A 13,958-nucleotide genomic window follows, 5' to 3' on the forward strand; every position below is an offset into this window, starting at 1 on the left:
GCCATGATCGAGTGCATCACCGTAGATTCCGGCGTAGCGGTGGAGCACCCAGAGGTTCTCGAAGCGGCAAAGATACTGAAAGAGACCATCAAGAATCTGGACTCAGAAAAAATACACCGAATGAAAGACAGCATCGAATGGTTTCTGGAAACCTATCCGGATATCTGATTCTTTCAGCATTATCATTACAAAAAACAGAGCACCAGCAGAACTTTAACTCCTGAAAGAACAGAAACAGTCAATGAGCGCATATGAATTTCCCGCACTAGCAATTCAAGATTGGCTACGTGTGTTCTGCTATGACAGCTATTGCGCGGATGCCATGACCAGCGGGCTGACAAACAGCAAGGACACTGTCCTGCGTTGGCAGCTAGCCGTAGATACGCTCTACCGTCTTATCGCCAGCGACCTCCTCCATATTCCAACCTTGAAAGCTGACGACTTGTCGGCGCAGAAGGCCGCTGCACTCGATTACATAAAGTCACTTGCCCATCACAACCCTTTCAGCTCGGACATCGAGGAAACCTCACATTGGTATTTATGGGATATCAGTGCCACTGACAGATGCCATCGCCTCATCGAAGCGTATGGAATTCGTGATATTCCACAAGGCGAGCTGAGCCAGGGGCTTGTTGCAGCGCTCCACAACCTATTCGCTGAAAACCGGGTTGCGTGGAGTGATCAGCCCCTGATCGCCGTAAGCGCTGATTCCTGATTCCTACACAGTCTCCGTACAGCCATATGGCCTACGCTAAGGCAACCTAGGGTAAGAGCAACGCACGTGAATAGTGACCAGCCGTTCAGCTTTATTGATTTCAAAAAACACAACAACGATCCAGCCATTTCTGGCATCGATTATGTGCATGCTGTATACGCGACCACACCACTACACTTCGACTTTCTCATTCATTACGCACAACTATTTTCACCCGATATGACGGTGATGGACGGCCGGGTATTCATCCGTGAGCTTTACGATGCGAACCGTCATCGCGAACTCGTAGAAAGCACACAGGATGCGGATCGCGCCCAGTACTGGATGAATCTACTGGAAATAACCGGCCTGTTCGATGAGTTGAAGACCGATCAAGCCATCGCTCTTGCTCAGATAATTTCGCAATGCTGGAACAACAAGCTACTCGCCGAACATGGCAGTTCATACGGAGAAGCCCGTTATATCTGCGACACAGATAGCGATGAAGTCTTCGTCACCATAGCCAGATGGCCCCATGTAAATTCAGAAGAACCATGAGTCGATCGATCAACCTTTTCATCGAGAAGCTAATCCCTGAAGCACTTCTTCTCACCCGCCTCAACGAGGTGGTATCCCCAGGGATGGAGTCTCTGAACTACCGCAATGAGGCGGCGGCCGGCTTCCTGATACACCTTGAATACGACGCGGGCTTCCGCCAGAGCGCAATGCTTTGCTGGGCGGCCGAAACGCTAGCTATCGATGATATTCGCCTTGCCCAAACACTTGCCGCCAGCTTCTCCACGAGGATTCTTCTGGCCCCCCAGCACATGAACCTGCCCGGTGGTTATGACTGGTGCCTGGTGACGGAGGATCAGCAACTGTATGCCGTTGCCGTGACCGAGCAGGGTGATGGCCTTGCTCTGCGCCCAGACGTACCGAGCGTTCAGCTCAGCAGCTAACGCTGCGCTAGGTTGTGGAAGTTTCTTCCCACGCCTCCCGCTCGCCTTTCCAGGCATGCAGCTCGCGCTTCTGCGCTCCCGACCATAGCCAGCCATTACGCGCACCGACGAGGGTGCTGACCGCATGCTGGCGACCGAAGCGGTTGTGCCGGGCGAGCATCAGGGCTATATCGCGCATCACCGCCAACAGGTTGCTGTTGGACTGGAACAGGGGCGTCAGCAGACGGCTGGCCTGGCGGTAGTAACGCAGGTGATCACGACGCGTATCGCCGTAGCGAGCGAAGACCGCATTCCAATCGAGAGACTGCTGCTCCCGCTCAGTGGCATCACCCAGTGCATCGGCCAGCGCTGCTGCGTCGACCAATGCCATATTGGCGCCCTGCCCCAGTTGCGGACTCATGGCGTGGGCGCAGTCACCGATGGCCAGGACGCGGCCATCGTGCCAGCGCTGCATGCGCACATCCGCGTAGGCGGCCAGGGTCAGTTGCGCGGAGTCATGGAGTTGTTCGAGATAAACCTCGGCTGGCTCGCCAGCCAGGCTACGCACGCGGGTTTTCCAGGCCTCCAGTCCACTCGCTCGCCAGGCGTCATGCTCACTGAGCGGCAGGCTCCAGAACAGGCTGGTCAGTGACGTTTCACGGGCCTGATGGGTACAACCGGTCGGCATCAGCCCGAACATTTCCCGGCAACCGCGATACCACTGGCGCAGCTCACCGGAGCCGGCCTTCACCGACGTCGGCAACATGCTCCACAGGGCGCCCCAGGGATAGGGGCGTGACCACTGGCGTACCTGCATCTGCGCACGCAGGGTCGAGCGCGTGCCGTCCGCCAGGATCAGCGCGGCAAAGTCGCCCATGGGAAATTCCTCGCCATTCTCGTCCTGCCGCAGCAGTCGGATATGGCCGCAGGCCTGCTCGAAACGACTGACAGTGACACCGGTTTCCACCTGCACGCCGGCACGTTGCGCTGCATGCAGCAATGCCGTCATCAGTACGCCGCGGTGGATGCCAAGACCAAAGCTGCCCGGCTGCCAGTCGTGATAACGCGTGTCGAGGATCGTCCGCCCCTGGCAACTGGTGCCGTACAGCCGACTGACCGGAGCGCCCAGTGCGGTGCACTCAGCCAGCAGGCCGAGGCGCTGCAATACCGCCAGGCCGGAGGGCTGCAGCAGGATGCCCGCGCCCACCGGCTGTAACTGCTCGACCCGCTCCAGCAGGCGTACTGCGTAGCCCTGGCGGGCCAGAAAAATTGCACTGGCCAGGCCGGCCGTACCCGCCCCTACTATCGCTATCGGCAATCCGTTCACAACTGCTCTCCCTCTTCGACCGGCCGATTCTAACCGCGATACCCAGCGCTGCGCTTGATCCGGCACGCACTTGAACGACACGGCTTGCAGGCGCGTCGCACACTCCACTAAGGTGGCGCCCTCCACAGGTACAAGGATCGACCATGCGCTGGAATTTCTGGACAGGCTTCATCGCCCTAGCCCTGCTGATGCTCGGCTTCTATCTGCTGAATCCACTGGGCCCGGCTACGCTCGATCCGCGAGCGCGCATCGCGGGCTACTTGCCCAATCAGGTGCCGGCCAACTCGATGGCGCCTACCCTGCAAACGGGTGACTACATTCTCAGCAGTGTCTGGGCCTATGTCGGTAGCGAACCCGAGCGTGGTGACGTGGTGGTCTTCGTGAGCCCGGTCAATGACGTCGTTTACGTCAAGCGCATCATCGGCCTTCCCGGCGACCGCCTGGCGATGCGTGATCATCGTGTCTACATCAACAACCAGTTGCTGGACGAGCCGTACCTGCACCCTGCCCCAGCCCTGAACGCGCCAGATCGGAACTACGGCGACCTGACCGAAACGACCATCGCCGAGGGCGAGTTGTTCATGCTCGGCGACAATCGTCGTAACTCCGCTGACAGCCGCCTCTGGGGCAGCGTGCCACGGGCCAACCTGATCGGTCGCGTCGAGCGTATCTGGTGGGCCGAGGATCCACAGCGAACGGGCAAGCTACGCTGACCCGCTGAACGTTCCGTGCCCTGTGCGTCAGGGCGTATCCGGCACGATATCGAAGCCACCACGGTTCTGGCTGATGATGCGCAGCCTGTGGGTCTCGCCAGTCTTCACCGGCACCGCCACTTCGCGCAGCAGTCGGCCCATGCCGCACAGGGTGTCATCCATGCGATCCGGCGTGATGCCTACCACACGCGTACCCGGCGGCACCTGGAAGGTGGCGACCTCGCCCATACCGATTCGCGCAGCGACCTTGCGATCAACCTCGATGGCCACGTAGCAACCGCCCCCCATCACGCCGAAATCGCGATTGACCACGATCTGCGCGCTGTTCGCCTGCGCCTCCTGAAACGCCAGCAGGCGATCTTCAGACACCGGCTTGATGTTTTCCGGATCACCGCGAAACGATGAACAACCCGCCAGCAAAAGCAGAGGTAGAACGATGAGAGTCGAACGCATGAAGCCCTCCATGGGCAGATGAGTGCCGCCTGAGTATTGGTGTTGACGAGCCGGCGAGCAAGGTATCGACGGCAGCAATGTTCAGTAGCACAAGCATCGATTTCATCAATGAACAGCGTGATGTTTTCATCTCTCTCGACCCCAGCGCCACACACTTCGGCGCCACTGATCGGAGACCATCACCATGAAACTCGCCGCTATCACCACCACACTCATCGCCGCTTTCGCACCCATGGCGTTCGCCAGCGAAAAAGCACCTGACATCAGCAAGCTGGACGTGCAGCAGTATCACTACGGTATGCAGCTGGACATCGACCAGGTGCTGCAACGCACCGACAACAGCCGCAAGAGCGGTGTCGTGCCCAGCGTGCTGGTCTACCGCGACAGCCAGGGCGAAGTGCATGCCGTGCGGTTCATGGAATGGGGTGGGCTGAACAACCAGAACGGTTGAACGCAAACCCACGAGAATGCCCCGACCGATTCACTCGGCCGGGCATTCTCGTTTCAGCCTTGTAGACGTTTGACCAGACGCGCCTGCAACGCTTCCAGTTCGGCCGGGTCGGCCTTGTTGGCGGCATGAATACCGAGGCCTTCGCCCTCGAAACGCGGGATCACGTGCATATGGATATGGAACACCGTCTGCCCGGCGGGCGCGCCGTTGAACTGTGCGATCTGCACACCAGCCGGCTGCAATTCATCGACGACGGCCTGGGCGACCTTCTTCACCACGGTCATGACCTTGGCCAGGCTGGCTTCGTCGATCTCCAGGATATTGCGCGCGGCAGCACGTTTGGGGATCACCAGGCTGTGGCCCTTGGATTGCGGGAACAGGTCGAGGAAGGCCAGTACATCGTCGTCCTCGTAAAGTTTGTAGCAGGGCAAGTCGCCGCGAATGATCTGGGCGAAGATGTTCTGGGAATCGTAAGTACCGTGCAGGCTCATGCCGATGGGCTCCGTGCCGGGTGGATGAAAACCCGCACCATACCGCCTCGCTCGCGCACAGGGAACCGGGCAGGATTGCCCGAGTCGATGACTACTAGCAGCTGGATCGATTTCCTGCGCCCCACCACTCGTGTTCTGATCGTCCTTTCTTCGTCCCATTCGACATGGAACCCACATGACCGACCTCAGCCCCTTCCACATCACCCGTAAATGGCCTGCCCAGCATCCCGAGCGCCTGCAGCTCTACTCGCTGCCCACCCCCAACGGCGTCAAGGTTTCGATCATGCTGGAAGAGATCGGTCTGCCCTACGAGCCGCATCTGGTCAGCTTCGACAGCGATGACCAGTTCAGCCCCGAGTTTCTCTCGCTGGCGCCGAACAACAAGATTCCCGCCATCCTCGACCCCGATGGGCCCAATGGTCACCCGCTGCCGCTGTTCGAGTCCGGGGCGATTCTGATCTACCTGGCGGAAAAGACCGGCAAGCTGCTGCCAAAGGACGCCGCTGCCCGCTACGAGACGATTCAATGGCTGATGTGGCAGATGGGCGGCCTGGGGCCGATGTTCGGCCAACTCGGTTTCTTCCACAAATTCGCCGGCAGCCAGTACGAAGACAAGCGCCCGCGTGATCGCTACGTCGCCGAATCGGCCCGCCTGCTCGGTGTGCTCGATCAGCACCTGCAAGGCCGCGACTGGATCGCTGGCGAGTACAGCATCGCCGACATCGCGGTGTTCCCCTGGATTCGCAACCTGGTGGGTTTCTACGAAGCCGCCGAGCTGGTGCAGTTCGAGCGCTTCGCCAACGTGCGTCGCGTTCTCGATGCCTTCCTCGCTCGTCCGGCAGTACAGCGCGGCCTGAACATTCCGGCTCGCGGCTGACACGCCATGCCGGAGCCACTAGGTGGCTCCGGCACAACAGCTGCCAAGGTTCTGTTCGAAAAGTCGCCGAGCGAAGGTCAGCGGCCCCACAAAAGCGGGTGAGGAACGACCGGGGTCGCGTCCGACTTTACGAGCTGTAAATGAGCATTCGACCGGGCTGGCGCTCCAGCCCGTTTTTAACGAAGCATCACCGAGCGCAGGCACCTTTCGTACAGAACCTAGGTCACCGCGACCTGCTGCTCAGTGACCTTGCGATCCGCCTGACTGCCCAGGTACCAGCCGAGCAAACCCCACAGCGCAGCGCAGGCCGCCCCCACCAACGCCACCAGCCAGGCGCCCTGAGCGAACATGTCGAGCAGGCTCTTGAGCCAGCCACTCATGGCATCGCCCGCACGGTACACCACGGTATCGATGAAGTTCTTCGCCTTGTACTTGCTCTCGGCATCCAACGGGGTGAAGAGCATCTCCCGCCCGGGGCGGACGAAGGCATATTCACCGATGCGGCGCACGATCATCAGCGCAGCGAGCATGGCGAAGGTCGGCATCAACGCCAGGCCGATGAAACCGACGCACACCAGCAGCGGCACACAGGCCAGCAGCACCCGCACGCCCATGCGCCTGGCGATACGCCCGGTGATAAAGAGCTGGGAAACCAGCGCGCCGGCCTGCACCACAAAATCGATCACCCCGAACACCCGCACCTGATCGGCGCGCTGCGGGAACAGCTCAGCCACCAGGCGCGCCTGCTCGAAATAGAGAAAGGTGCTGGCAGTGGCCAACAGAATCACGAACCCGGCAATGCCCAGCAGATAGGGTGAAGCCAGCACCCGGGTCAAACCGCTGAAGGGATTGCCCGGCACCGGCCGCCGTGGACTTTCGGCCTGCACCGCGCCAGCACGCCCTGCACCACCCTGCTCACGCCACCGCATCAGTACCTGCTTGAGCATCAGCGCTACGGCCAGCAACAGCGCTGCCAACACGATCAACCCGGCCTGCCCCAGGCTTCCGATCAACAGCGCGCTCAGCGCTGGGCCGGCCAAACCGCCGACACTGGCACCAGCGGCGATGAAGGCGAATAGGCGCTTGGCCTGCTCGCTGTCGAACACATCGGCCATCAGGCTCCAGGCCACGGAAACGACGAACAGGTTGTAGACCGATATCCACACATAGAAACCGCGCGCCAGCCATACGCTCTCGTCACGGGTGAAGAACAACACGGCGAACAGCAGCAGGTTCAGGGTGAAAAAACCGTACACCCAATCGATGAAATGCAGGCGCGGCACCCGCGAACTCAGCCAGGCGAACAGCGGCACAGCCACCAGCATCACCACGAAGGTGGCGGTGAACAACCACTGCAGATTTTCCACCCCGGCAAGGATACCCATCGCCTCGCGAATCGGCCGCAGCATGAAGTAGCCCGAGAACAGGCAGAAGAACAGGCTGAAACCGGCCAATGCCGGCCACAGTTCGTCGCGCTGCGCGTTGATGGCCACGGCCACGCGCTGCGACATCGTCAACGATGACATGGGAAGCTCCTCTATGACGCACGCCGATGCGTGCGTACCGTCATGCCTCAGCCGTATTTGACGCCGGTCAGGCGCTCGGCCACCGACCACAACCGTGCGGCGTCATCGGTGTCCGCCGCCGCATCCGGCACCTTGGCCAGACCCAACGGGCCACGCTTTTCCTCTTCACCGGTCGGGCCGTAGTAGCGACCACCCTCGGCATCGGCAGCCGTCGCTGCGAACAACGAGGACAACGCGCCTTGCGCCGCCGAGTGATAAACCTCGCGATCCTTCGCCCACTCGCGCGCGAACTCGCTTTCCAGCCCTGGCCCACGCTCGACCAGTTCAGTCACCGCCACCCCCGGATGCGCGGCAACGCTGCGTACCCCCCAGTCATTGGCGAGGCTGCGCCGCTGCAACTCGAACGCCATCATCAGGCAGGCCAGTTTCGACTGGGCGTAGGCAGCGTAGGGGTTGTAGTCGCGCTCGGACTGCAGGTCATCGAAATTGATACGGCCGCGGTTCACCGCAATGCTCGCCAAGGTCACGACCCGTGGATCGGATGACTTGCGCAGCGACGGCAGGAGCAACCCCGTCAGGGCGAAGTGGCCGAGGAAGTTGGTCGCCAGCTGCATCTCGAAACCATCGCGCGACACCCCGCGCTGCGGCGGCGCCATGATCGCGGCATTGTTGATCAGCACATCCAGGTTTTCGCCCTCGGCGTTCAGACGCTGAGCCAGGCTGCGTACCGACGACAGGTCGGCCAGATCCAGCTGCTCGAAACGCACGCGGGCATCCGGCACCTGCGCCCGAATACGCTCGATGCTCTCGGCGCCGCGCTGCGCATTGCGTGCGGCGATGATCACCTGCGCCCCCGCGCGGCTGAGCGCCAGCGCATCCTCGAAGCCCATGCCACTGCTGCCACCGGTGACCAGCATGCGTTTGCCGACCAGCGACGGCATATCCGCTGCCTGCCAGCCCGCCACTTCACTGGCCCAGGCGAACGACGGCACACCGCCCATCACACCGTGCAGGGCCAGGCTACCACCCACCACGCCGAACATCTTCAGGGCATCCCGGCGTGTATGGCCACGCCCGCTTTCACACTTCTTGTCCATTGGCTGCTTCCTCGTGTCCGTTAGCTCGATGCGCCGAAGGCTACGACGCTGGACATAGGGTGCAGGCAGAAGCGCTGTCCGATAAGCCGCCCTCGGCCGAACAGCGCATACGGTCAGGCGGACAGTTACAGGGTATTACCGTATCCCACCACTCGTAGCCCGGATGCAATCCGGGAACATCCGCCAGACTCCCCCGGGTTGCATCCGGGCTACGAAACCGATCCGCTGGATTGGCAAACGCGTTGCCAGGTCGCATCATCATGCGCTTCGTCATTACCCAGTCGACGCTCATGCGCCAACCGAATCTGTCCGATATCGCCCTGTTCGCCGCCGTGGTCGAGGCTGGCGGCTTTCGCACGGCGGCGCAGCGGCGCGGCATGTCGGCATCGTCGCTGAGCGACTGCGTGCGCCGCCTGGAAAAGGAACTGGGCGTGCGCCTGCTCAACCGCACCACCCGCAGCCTGACACCGACGGAAATCGGCGCACGCCTGCTGGAGCGTCTGCGCCCGGCACTGGATGAAATCAATATCGCGCTCAACGACCTGCAGGAAGATCCGCAGCACCCGGTCGGCTCGCTGCGCCTGCACGTACCCGGTGTCATCGCCCGACATATCCTGCCGCCGCTGGTGGACGGTTTTCTCAGCCGCTACCCCGGTATCGCGCTGGAGGTGAACATGGACAACACCTTCATCGACGTCATCGCGGCAGGCTATGACGCCGGCATCCGCTACGAGGAAAGCCTGGCCAAGGACATGATCGCCATCCCCATCGGCCCACGCCGACAGTGCTTCATGGCCGTCGCCGCCCCCGACTACCTGCAGCGACATGGCACCCCGCAGCACCCCAGCGAGCTGAGCGACCATCGCCTGCTCGGCTATCGCTTCGCCAGCGGCAAGCTCGGCGTATGGGAGTTCGAGCAGAACGGCAAAACCCTGCGTATCGCCCCCGAAGGCACGCTGATCAGCTCCTCGCAGGATCTGTTGATCGCCGCCGCCTGCGCAGGGCAAGGCATTCTCTACACCTTCGAGGAATACATTCGCCCGCAACTCGAGAGCGGCCAGCTACGACCTTTCCTGCAGGACTGGTGGCAGCATTTCGAAGGCCCTTACCTGTACTACCACAACCGTCGTCACGTGCCGGCGCCGCTGCGCGCATTCGTCGATTACGTGAAAGCCGCCAACACCTCGAACCACTCGTCATAAAGCCCGAAATAGAGCGGCTACGAATACCCAAGCGAGGCGCTGGGAGAATATAATCGAGCGCCTGTTTTTCCCCTCCTCCAGGTCATTCATGAGCAGCCATTCCAGCGACGCCGCGACCACCTTGTCGCCAGGCGCGATCCTTCTCATTCAACTCGCCCTGGCCCTCGGCGGCTTCGCCATCGGCACCGGCGAGTTCGCCATCATGGGCCTGATGCCCAACGTCGCCCAGGATCTGGGCGTCAGCGAACCTCAGGTCGGCCACGTGATCAGCGCCTATGCGCTGGGCGTGGTGGTCGGCGCACCGGTGCTCGCCCTGCTCGGCGCACGCCTGCCACGGCGCATCCTGCTTCTGCTGCTGATGGGCTGCTTCGCTCTCGGCAACTTCGCCAGCGCCCTGGCGCCGAGCTACGAACCGCTGCTGATCTTCCGCTTCATCGCCGGCCTGCCGCACGGCGCCTACTTCGGTATCGCCATGCTGGTGGCCGCCTCCATGGCGCCACCGCACAAGCGTGCCAAGGCGGTGAGCCGGGTGCTGGCCGGCCTGACCGTGGCGATCCTGATCGGCAACCCGCTGGCTACCTGGCTCGGCCAGTTCATGAGCTGGCGCTACGCCTTCGCCCTGGTCGGCATCATCGCCATCACCACCATCGCCATGGTCGCGATCTTCCTGCCGGCCGACCCGCACGAGCAGCGCAGCAGTCCCTCGGGCGAACTGCGCGCCTTCAATCGCGCACCGATCTGGCTGGCACTGGGCATCGGTTCCATCGGTTTCGCCGGGATGTTCTGCGTATTCAGCTACATGGCGCCGACCCTGCTTCACGTCACCCAGGTCGGCCCCGGCTGGATTCCCCTGGCCATGGGCGTGTTCGGCGCCGGCTGCATCGTCGGCAACAGTGCCGGCGGCTGGCTGTTCGACCGCCTGCGTTTGCGCGCCGTGGCCTGGATTCTGGCCTGGAGCACGCTGGTGCTGCTGGCCTTCCCGTTCGCCGCGCACAGCCTGTGGACGATCCTGCCGGCGATCTTCGCCCTCGGCACCATGATCGCCCTCGGCCCGGCCCTGCAGACCCACCTGATGGATGTCGCCACGGGCGCGCAAACCCTGGCGGCGGCCTCCAACCATGCCGCCTTCAACGTCGCCAACGCCCTCGGACCCTGGCTCGGCGGCCTGGCCATCAGCGCCGGCATGGGCTGGACGGTCACCGGTTACATCGGCGCAGCCACAGCCGTTGGTGGCCTGCTGCTGTTCGCCTGGGCGTGGAAGGTGCAACAGAAAAGCGCGCAGGTTTGATAGATGCCAGATGGTGCGCCGGCAGGTATCGTCTACCTCCCCAGCCACTATCCCGTGCCCGCCTGATGATTGCCCAGCGTTTACGACTCGCCCTGATCGGCACCGCCCTGTTCACCACCCTGACGGCCCAGGCGCAAGTCAGCGTCGAAGCCAACGCTGGCCTGCTGGCAGCCAAGATTTCCGAAGAGATCGCCCCCGGCGATTACGAGAAACTGCTGGAAGGTTTGCGCGCCAACCCCGGCAAGTACACGCGCAAGATCGTCCTGCTCGACAGCATCGGCGGCAGTGCGCCAGAAGCCATCCGCATGGGCCGCCTGCTGCGGGAAACCGGTTTCGAGACGCTGGTACCGTCAGACGGCATGTGCCAGGGCAGTTGCGTCTACCTGCTGGCAGCCGGCAAGAAGCGCACCATCAACGGCCACGTGGCGCTGCGCCGCCCGCCCTTCCCCGCAGGCGATTCGGCACTGGCTCAGGCAGCGCACGGCCGCCAGCCATTCAGCCCGGCCACGTACTTTCGCGACATGGGCGTCGACGTGGGCCTGGCCGAAGCGATCTACCAGGTCGCACCGGGTCGCCTGCACCTGCTGAGCAAGGACGAACTGCTGCGCTATCGACTGAAGTAGCGAGCACACTGAAGGAGAGAGAAAGTCGTAGCGAGAAGTTGACCAGCAAAGGCGGCGGTCACAGCAACACGAAGCCCCGGCATCAATAGATGCCGGGGCTTTTTCATCAGAACAGGAAGGTCAGCGCCAGGTTGAACAGCATCGCCGCGACGAAGCCAATGGGCGCAGCGCGCAGCAACAGCTGCGAGAACAGCGTGGAGCGCACCTTGTCGTCCGTGCAGGAACCCAGCAGCAGGCTGCCGCCGGAAGAGAACGGCGAGATCGAGGTAGCCTGCGCACCGACCACGATGGCGATGAAGATGATCATCGGATCGATCGACATCGAGGCCGACAGCGGCAGCACCATGGGGAACAGCGCTGGCGTCACCACGCCCAGGGTACTGGCGAAGATCGACATCAGCGCCGCCACCACACCGAAGGCAACCGGCACCATCAGCGGTGGGATATTGCCGCCGATCCAGGAGGCCAGGGCATCGATGGTGCCCGCCTTGATCGCCACCGAAATCAACATGCCGACGCCGCAGATCATGATCAGCGTGGCCCATGGCAGCGAAGCCATGGCCTTGCGCTCGTCACCGAGCTTGAGCAGCAGCGCGATCACCGAGAACACGCTGGCGATCAGGCCGATATCCACCTTGCTGTTGATGAAGCGAACCGTCTCGTTGTCCGGGAAGGCCAGCAGCGCCAGCGGCGCGGCCAACACCAGCAGCATCATCAACACGGTCAACAACAGGGTCAGTTTCTGCTCACGGTTGAACGCCTCCGGCAGATCGGCGGTGAGCACCGCATTCTTCAGGTTGCGGCCATGGCCGCCGAGGAACACGAACGCAGAAATCACCAGGATCGGAATGACCGCGGTACTGGCAAAAATCGCCAGGGCATTGACGAAGGCCTCGCTCTCCGGCACGCCAGCGGTCGCCATCAGCCCCCGGAAGATGATGCCACTCTGGCTGGAAACGAAGTTGGCGCCCGCCAGTGCACCGTAGTTCACCGCCAGACCACCGAGGATCAGGCTCATGCCGGTGCGCTGGCAGAGCAGCAGCGTCAGCGGCGCCATGAAGGCCAGCACGGTGTAATAACCGGCGCCCATGCCGGCGATCACACTGGCAGTGATGAAGATCGCATAGGGCAGCAGGTGCGGCACGTTACGGCAGCGATACAGCAGGTGCCCGGCGAGTTTTTCCAGCGTGCCGTTGACGGTGGCGAAGCTGTAGAACAGGCATACCGAGAAGATCACGAAGAAGATCTTCAGTGGCCACATGTTGATGATGTCGCCCGGGCTCAAGCCCATGCCGAAGCAACCCAGCAGGTAGGCGAAGGCAATGGCGAACAGGCCGATATTGATCTTGGTGGTGTAGCCCAACGCGACGGCAAGGACGATCGCGGCGACGACGAGCAAGCTCATCATGGTGTGTGCTCCTTATTGTTCTGGTGTTGGCCGGAGTTACGCCGAGGCGAACCCGAATAGCGTTGCGGGGTTGTCCACCAGAACGCGGCGGCGCTCCTCGGGGTTGGGCAACAGAGCCTCGAGCAGCGCGAACTGCTGATCGTAGCGGGTCTGTGATTCGAACTGGGTGTTGGGCCAATCGCTGCCCCAGAGAAAGCGGCCCACTCCGCCACAGGCTTCGCGCAGGCGCGCTTCGATGGCCTGGGCACGAGCCAGGTCGGACTGACTGCGGTAAGCCGCCGACAGTTTGATCCACACCGGCGCCTGGCCAAGCAGAGCGAAGAAACCATCGTGCTGCGAGTCGTCCAGCCGTACGCTCGGCGCCGGCAGGCCGAAGTGGTCGATCACCACCGTCACCCCGGATTCGAGAATCGTCGGCACGATCAGCGCCAGGTCGGTGAAACCGCGCTGGATCTCCACCTGCCAGCCACGTCGTGCCAGACGGCGGAACAGGTCATTCCAGGCCGGGCCGGCGTAATCCTCCAGCGCCTTGCCGATCAGGTTCAGGCGTATGCCCACCACCCCTGCGGCAGCCAGCTCGTCCAGCTCGGCTTCGCTGACCTGGACATCGACCACCGCCACCCCGCGCAGACGCTGCGCGAAACGCTGCAACGCCGCGACCATGTAGTGATTGTCGGTACCCAGGAAGCTGGGTTGGATCAGCACGCCATGAGACAAGCCACAGCCGTCCATGTGTTCCAAGTATTGCTCCACCGTGGCGTCGTAGCTGGGGCTGTAGCGGCGGCCAGGCACCATCGGAAGATTCTGGCGGAAGATGTGCGCATGGGTGTCGATGCCGGTAATACCGGCATAAGGCATGGGCGTCACGAA

General features: G+C 62.3%; 17 protein-coding genes. 10 read left to right on the plus strand and 7 right to left on the minus strand.

The window, feature by feature from the left end; genetic code table 11:
- Positions 1 to 3: 3 nt before the first annotated feature.
- The 4 genes from HS968_RS17275 (at position 4) to HS968_RS17290 (ending at position 1,653) form a co-directional block, all read left to right on the plus strand.
- Positions 4 to 168: a hypothetical protein gene (locus HS968_RS17275; protein ID WP_182367505.1), complete on the plus strand. Its 165-nt coding sequence runs from the start codon at positions 4 to 6 to the stop codon at positions 166 to 168.
- 73 nt (positions 169 to 241) lie between these two features.
- Positions 242 to 715: a hypothetical protein gene (locus HS968_RS17280; RefSeq protein ID WP_182367508.1), complete on the plus strand. Its 474-nt coding sequence runs from the start codon at positions 242 to 244 to the stop codon at positions 713 to 715.
- Between the two features lie 66 nt (positions 716 to 781).
- Positions 782 to 1,252, plus strand: a complete 471-nt coding sequence (locus HS968_RS17285) for a hypothetical protein (RefSeq protein WP_182367511.1) — start codon at positions 782 to 784, stop codon at positions 1,250 to 1,252.
- Complete coding sequence (locus HS968_RS17290; protein ID WP_182367514.1) at positions 1,249 to 1,653, plus strand: hypothetical protein; 405 nt, start codon at positions 1,249 to 1,251, stop codon at positions 1,651 to 1,653. Before HS968_RS17285 ends, HS968_RS17290 begins: the two co-directional genes overlap by 4 nt.
- A 7-nt stretch (positions 1,654 to 1,660) precedes the next feature.
- On the opposite strand, the gene HS968_RS17295 is transcribed toward HS968_RS17290, so the two are convergent.
- The gene (locus HS968_RS17295) at positions 1,661 to 2,959 is read right to left on the minus strand and encodes an FAD-dependent oxidoreductase (RefSeq protein ID WP_182367517.1); all 1,299 of its coding nucleotides are present in this window, start codon (positions 2,957 to 2,959) and stop codon (positions 1,661 to 1,663) included.
- 143 nt (positions 2,960 to 3,102) lie between these two features.
- On the opposite strand from HS968_RS17295, the gene lepB reads away from it, so the two are divergent.
- Complete coding sequence (lepB, locus tag HS968_RS17300; protein ID WP_182367520.1) at positions 3,103 to 3,672, plus strand: signal peptidase I; 570 nt, start codon at positions 3,103 to 3,105, stop codon at positions 3,670 to 3,672.
- A 27-nt stretch (positions 3,673 to 3,699) separates the two neighbouring features.
- Here the strand turns inward: lepB and HS968_RS17305 are convergent, their stop codons facing one another.
- Positions 3,700 to 4,125: a 3-isopropylmalate dehydratase gene (locus HS968_RS17305; protein WP_182367523.1), complete on the minus strand. Its 426-nt coding sequence runs from the start codon at positions 4,123 to 4,125 to the stop codon at positions 3,700 to 3,702.
- 184 nt (positions 4,126 to 4,309) lie between these two features.
- On the opposite strand from HS968_RS17305, the gene HS968_RS17310 reads away from it, so the two are divergent.
- The gene (locus tag HS968_RS17310) at positions 4,310 to 4,576 is read left to right on the plus strand and encodes a DUF2790 domain-containing protein (protein WP_106736404.1); all 267 of its coding nucleotides are present in this window, start codon (positions 4,310 to 4,312) and stop codon (positions 4,574 to 4,576) included.
- Positions 4,577 to 4,629: 53 nt separating this feature from the next.
- On the opposite strand, the gene HS968_RS17315 is transcribed toward HS968_RS17310, so the two are convergent.
- A complete protein-coding gene (locus HS968_RS17315; RefSeq protein WP_182367525.1) occupies positions 4,630 to 5,067 on the minus strand; it encodes an HIT family protein in 438 nt (145 codons plus the stop codon).
- A 175-nt stretch (positions 5,068 to 5,242) separates the two neighbouring features.
- On the opposite strand from HS968_RS17315, the gene HS968_RS17320 reads away from it, so the two are divergent.
- Entirely contained in the window at positions 5,243 to 5,944 is a 702-nt protein-coding gene (locus HS968_RS17320; RefSeq protein WP_182367528.1) for a glutathione S-transferase N-terminal domain-containing protein, read from the plus strand.
- A 218-nt stretch (positions 5,945 to 6,162) separates the two neighbouring features.
- Here HS968_RS17320 and HS968_RS17325 read toward each other — a convergent pair whose 3' ends face one another.
- Both HS968_RS17325 and HS968_RS17330 read right to left on the minus strand, forming a co-directional pair.
- Entirely contained in the window at positions 6,163 to 7,470 is a 1,308-nt protein-coding gene (locus HS968_RS17325) for an NTP/NDP exchange transporter (protein ID WP_182367531.1), read from the minus strand.
- A 47-nt stretch (positions 7,471 to 7,517) separates the two neighbouring features.
- Positions 7,518 to 8,567 carry an SDR family oxidoreductase gene (locus HS968_RS17330; protein WP_182367534.1) on the minus strand — a complete coding sequence of 350 codons (1,050 nt, stop codon included), beginning with the start codon at positions 8,565 to 8,567 and terminating at the stop codon, positions 7,518 to 7,520.
- A gap of 290 nt (positions 8,568 to 8,857) precedes the next feature.
- Between HS968_RS17330 and HS968_RS17335 the strand changes: the two genes are divergently transcribed.
- From HS968_RS17335 to HS968_RS17345, 3 genes are all read left to right on the plus strand, one after another.
- Entirely contained in the window at positions 8,858 to 9,769 is a 912-nt protein-coding gene (locus tag HS968_RS17335; RefSeq protein ID WP_119693388.1) for a LysR family transcriptional regulator, read from the plus strand.
- Positions 9,770 to 9,857: 88 nt separating this feature from the next.
- On the plus strand, positions 9,858 to 11,057 hold the full coding sequence (locus HS968_RS17340) for an MFS transporter (RefSeq protein ID WP_106736410.1): 1,200 nt from the start codon (positions 9,858 to 9,860) through the stop codon (positions 11,055 to 11,057).
- Positions 11,058 to 11,122: 65 nt separating this feature from the next.
- Entirely contained in the window at positions 11,123 to 11,680 is a 558-nt protein-coding gene (locus tag HS968_RS17345) for a COG3904 family protein (protein ID WP_182367537.1), read from the plus strand.
- 106 nt (positions 11,681 to 11,786) lie between these two features.
- Here HS968_RS17345 and HS968_RS17350 read toward each other — a convergent pair whose 3' ends face one another.
- Positions 11,787 to 13,088, minus strand: coding sequence for an SLC13 family permease (locus tag HS968_RS17350; RefSeq protein WP_179622066.1), 1,302 nt, complete (start codon positions 13,086 to 13,088; stop codon positions 11,787 to 11,789).
- A gap of 36 nt (positions 13,089 to 13,124) precedes the next feature.
- Positions 13,125 to 13,955, minus strand: a complete 831-nt coding sequence (locus tag HS968_RS17355; RefSeq protein WP_407681635.1) for an amidohydrolase family protein — start codon at positions 13,953 to 13,955, stop codon at positions 13,125 to 13,127.
- Positions 13,956 to 13,958 lie beyond the last annotated feature (3 nt).

The sequence above is a fragment of the Pseudomonas berkeleyensis genome, from assembly GCF_014109765.1.
Taxonomy (GTDB): domain Bacteria; phylum Pseudomonadota; class Gammaproteobacteria; order Pseudomonadales; family Pseudomonadaceae; genus Aquipseudomonas; species Aquipseudomonas berkeleyensis.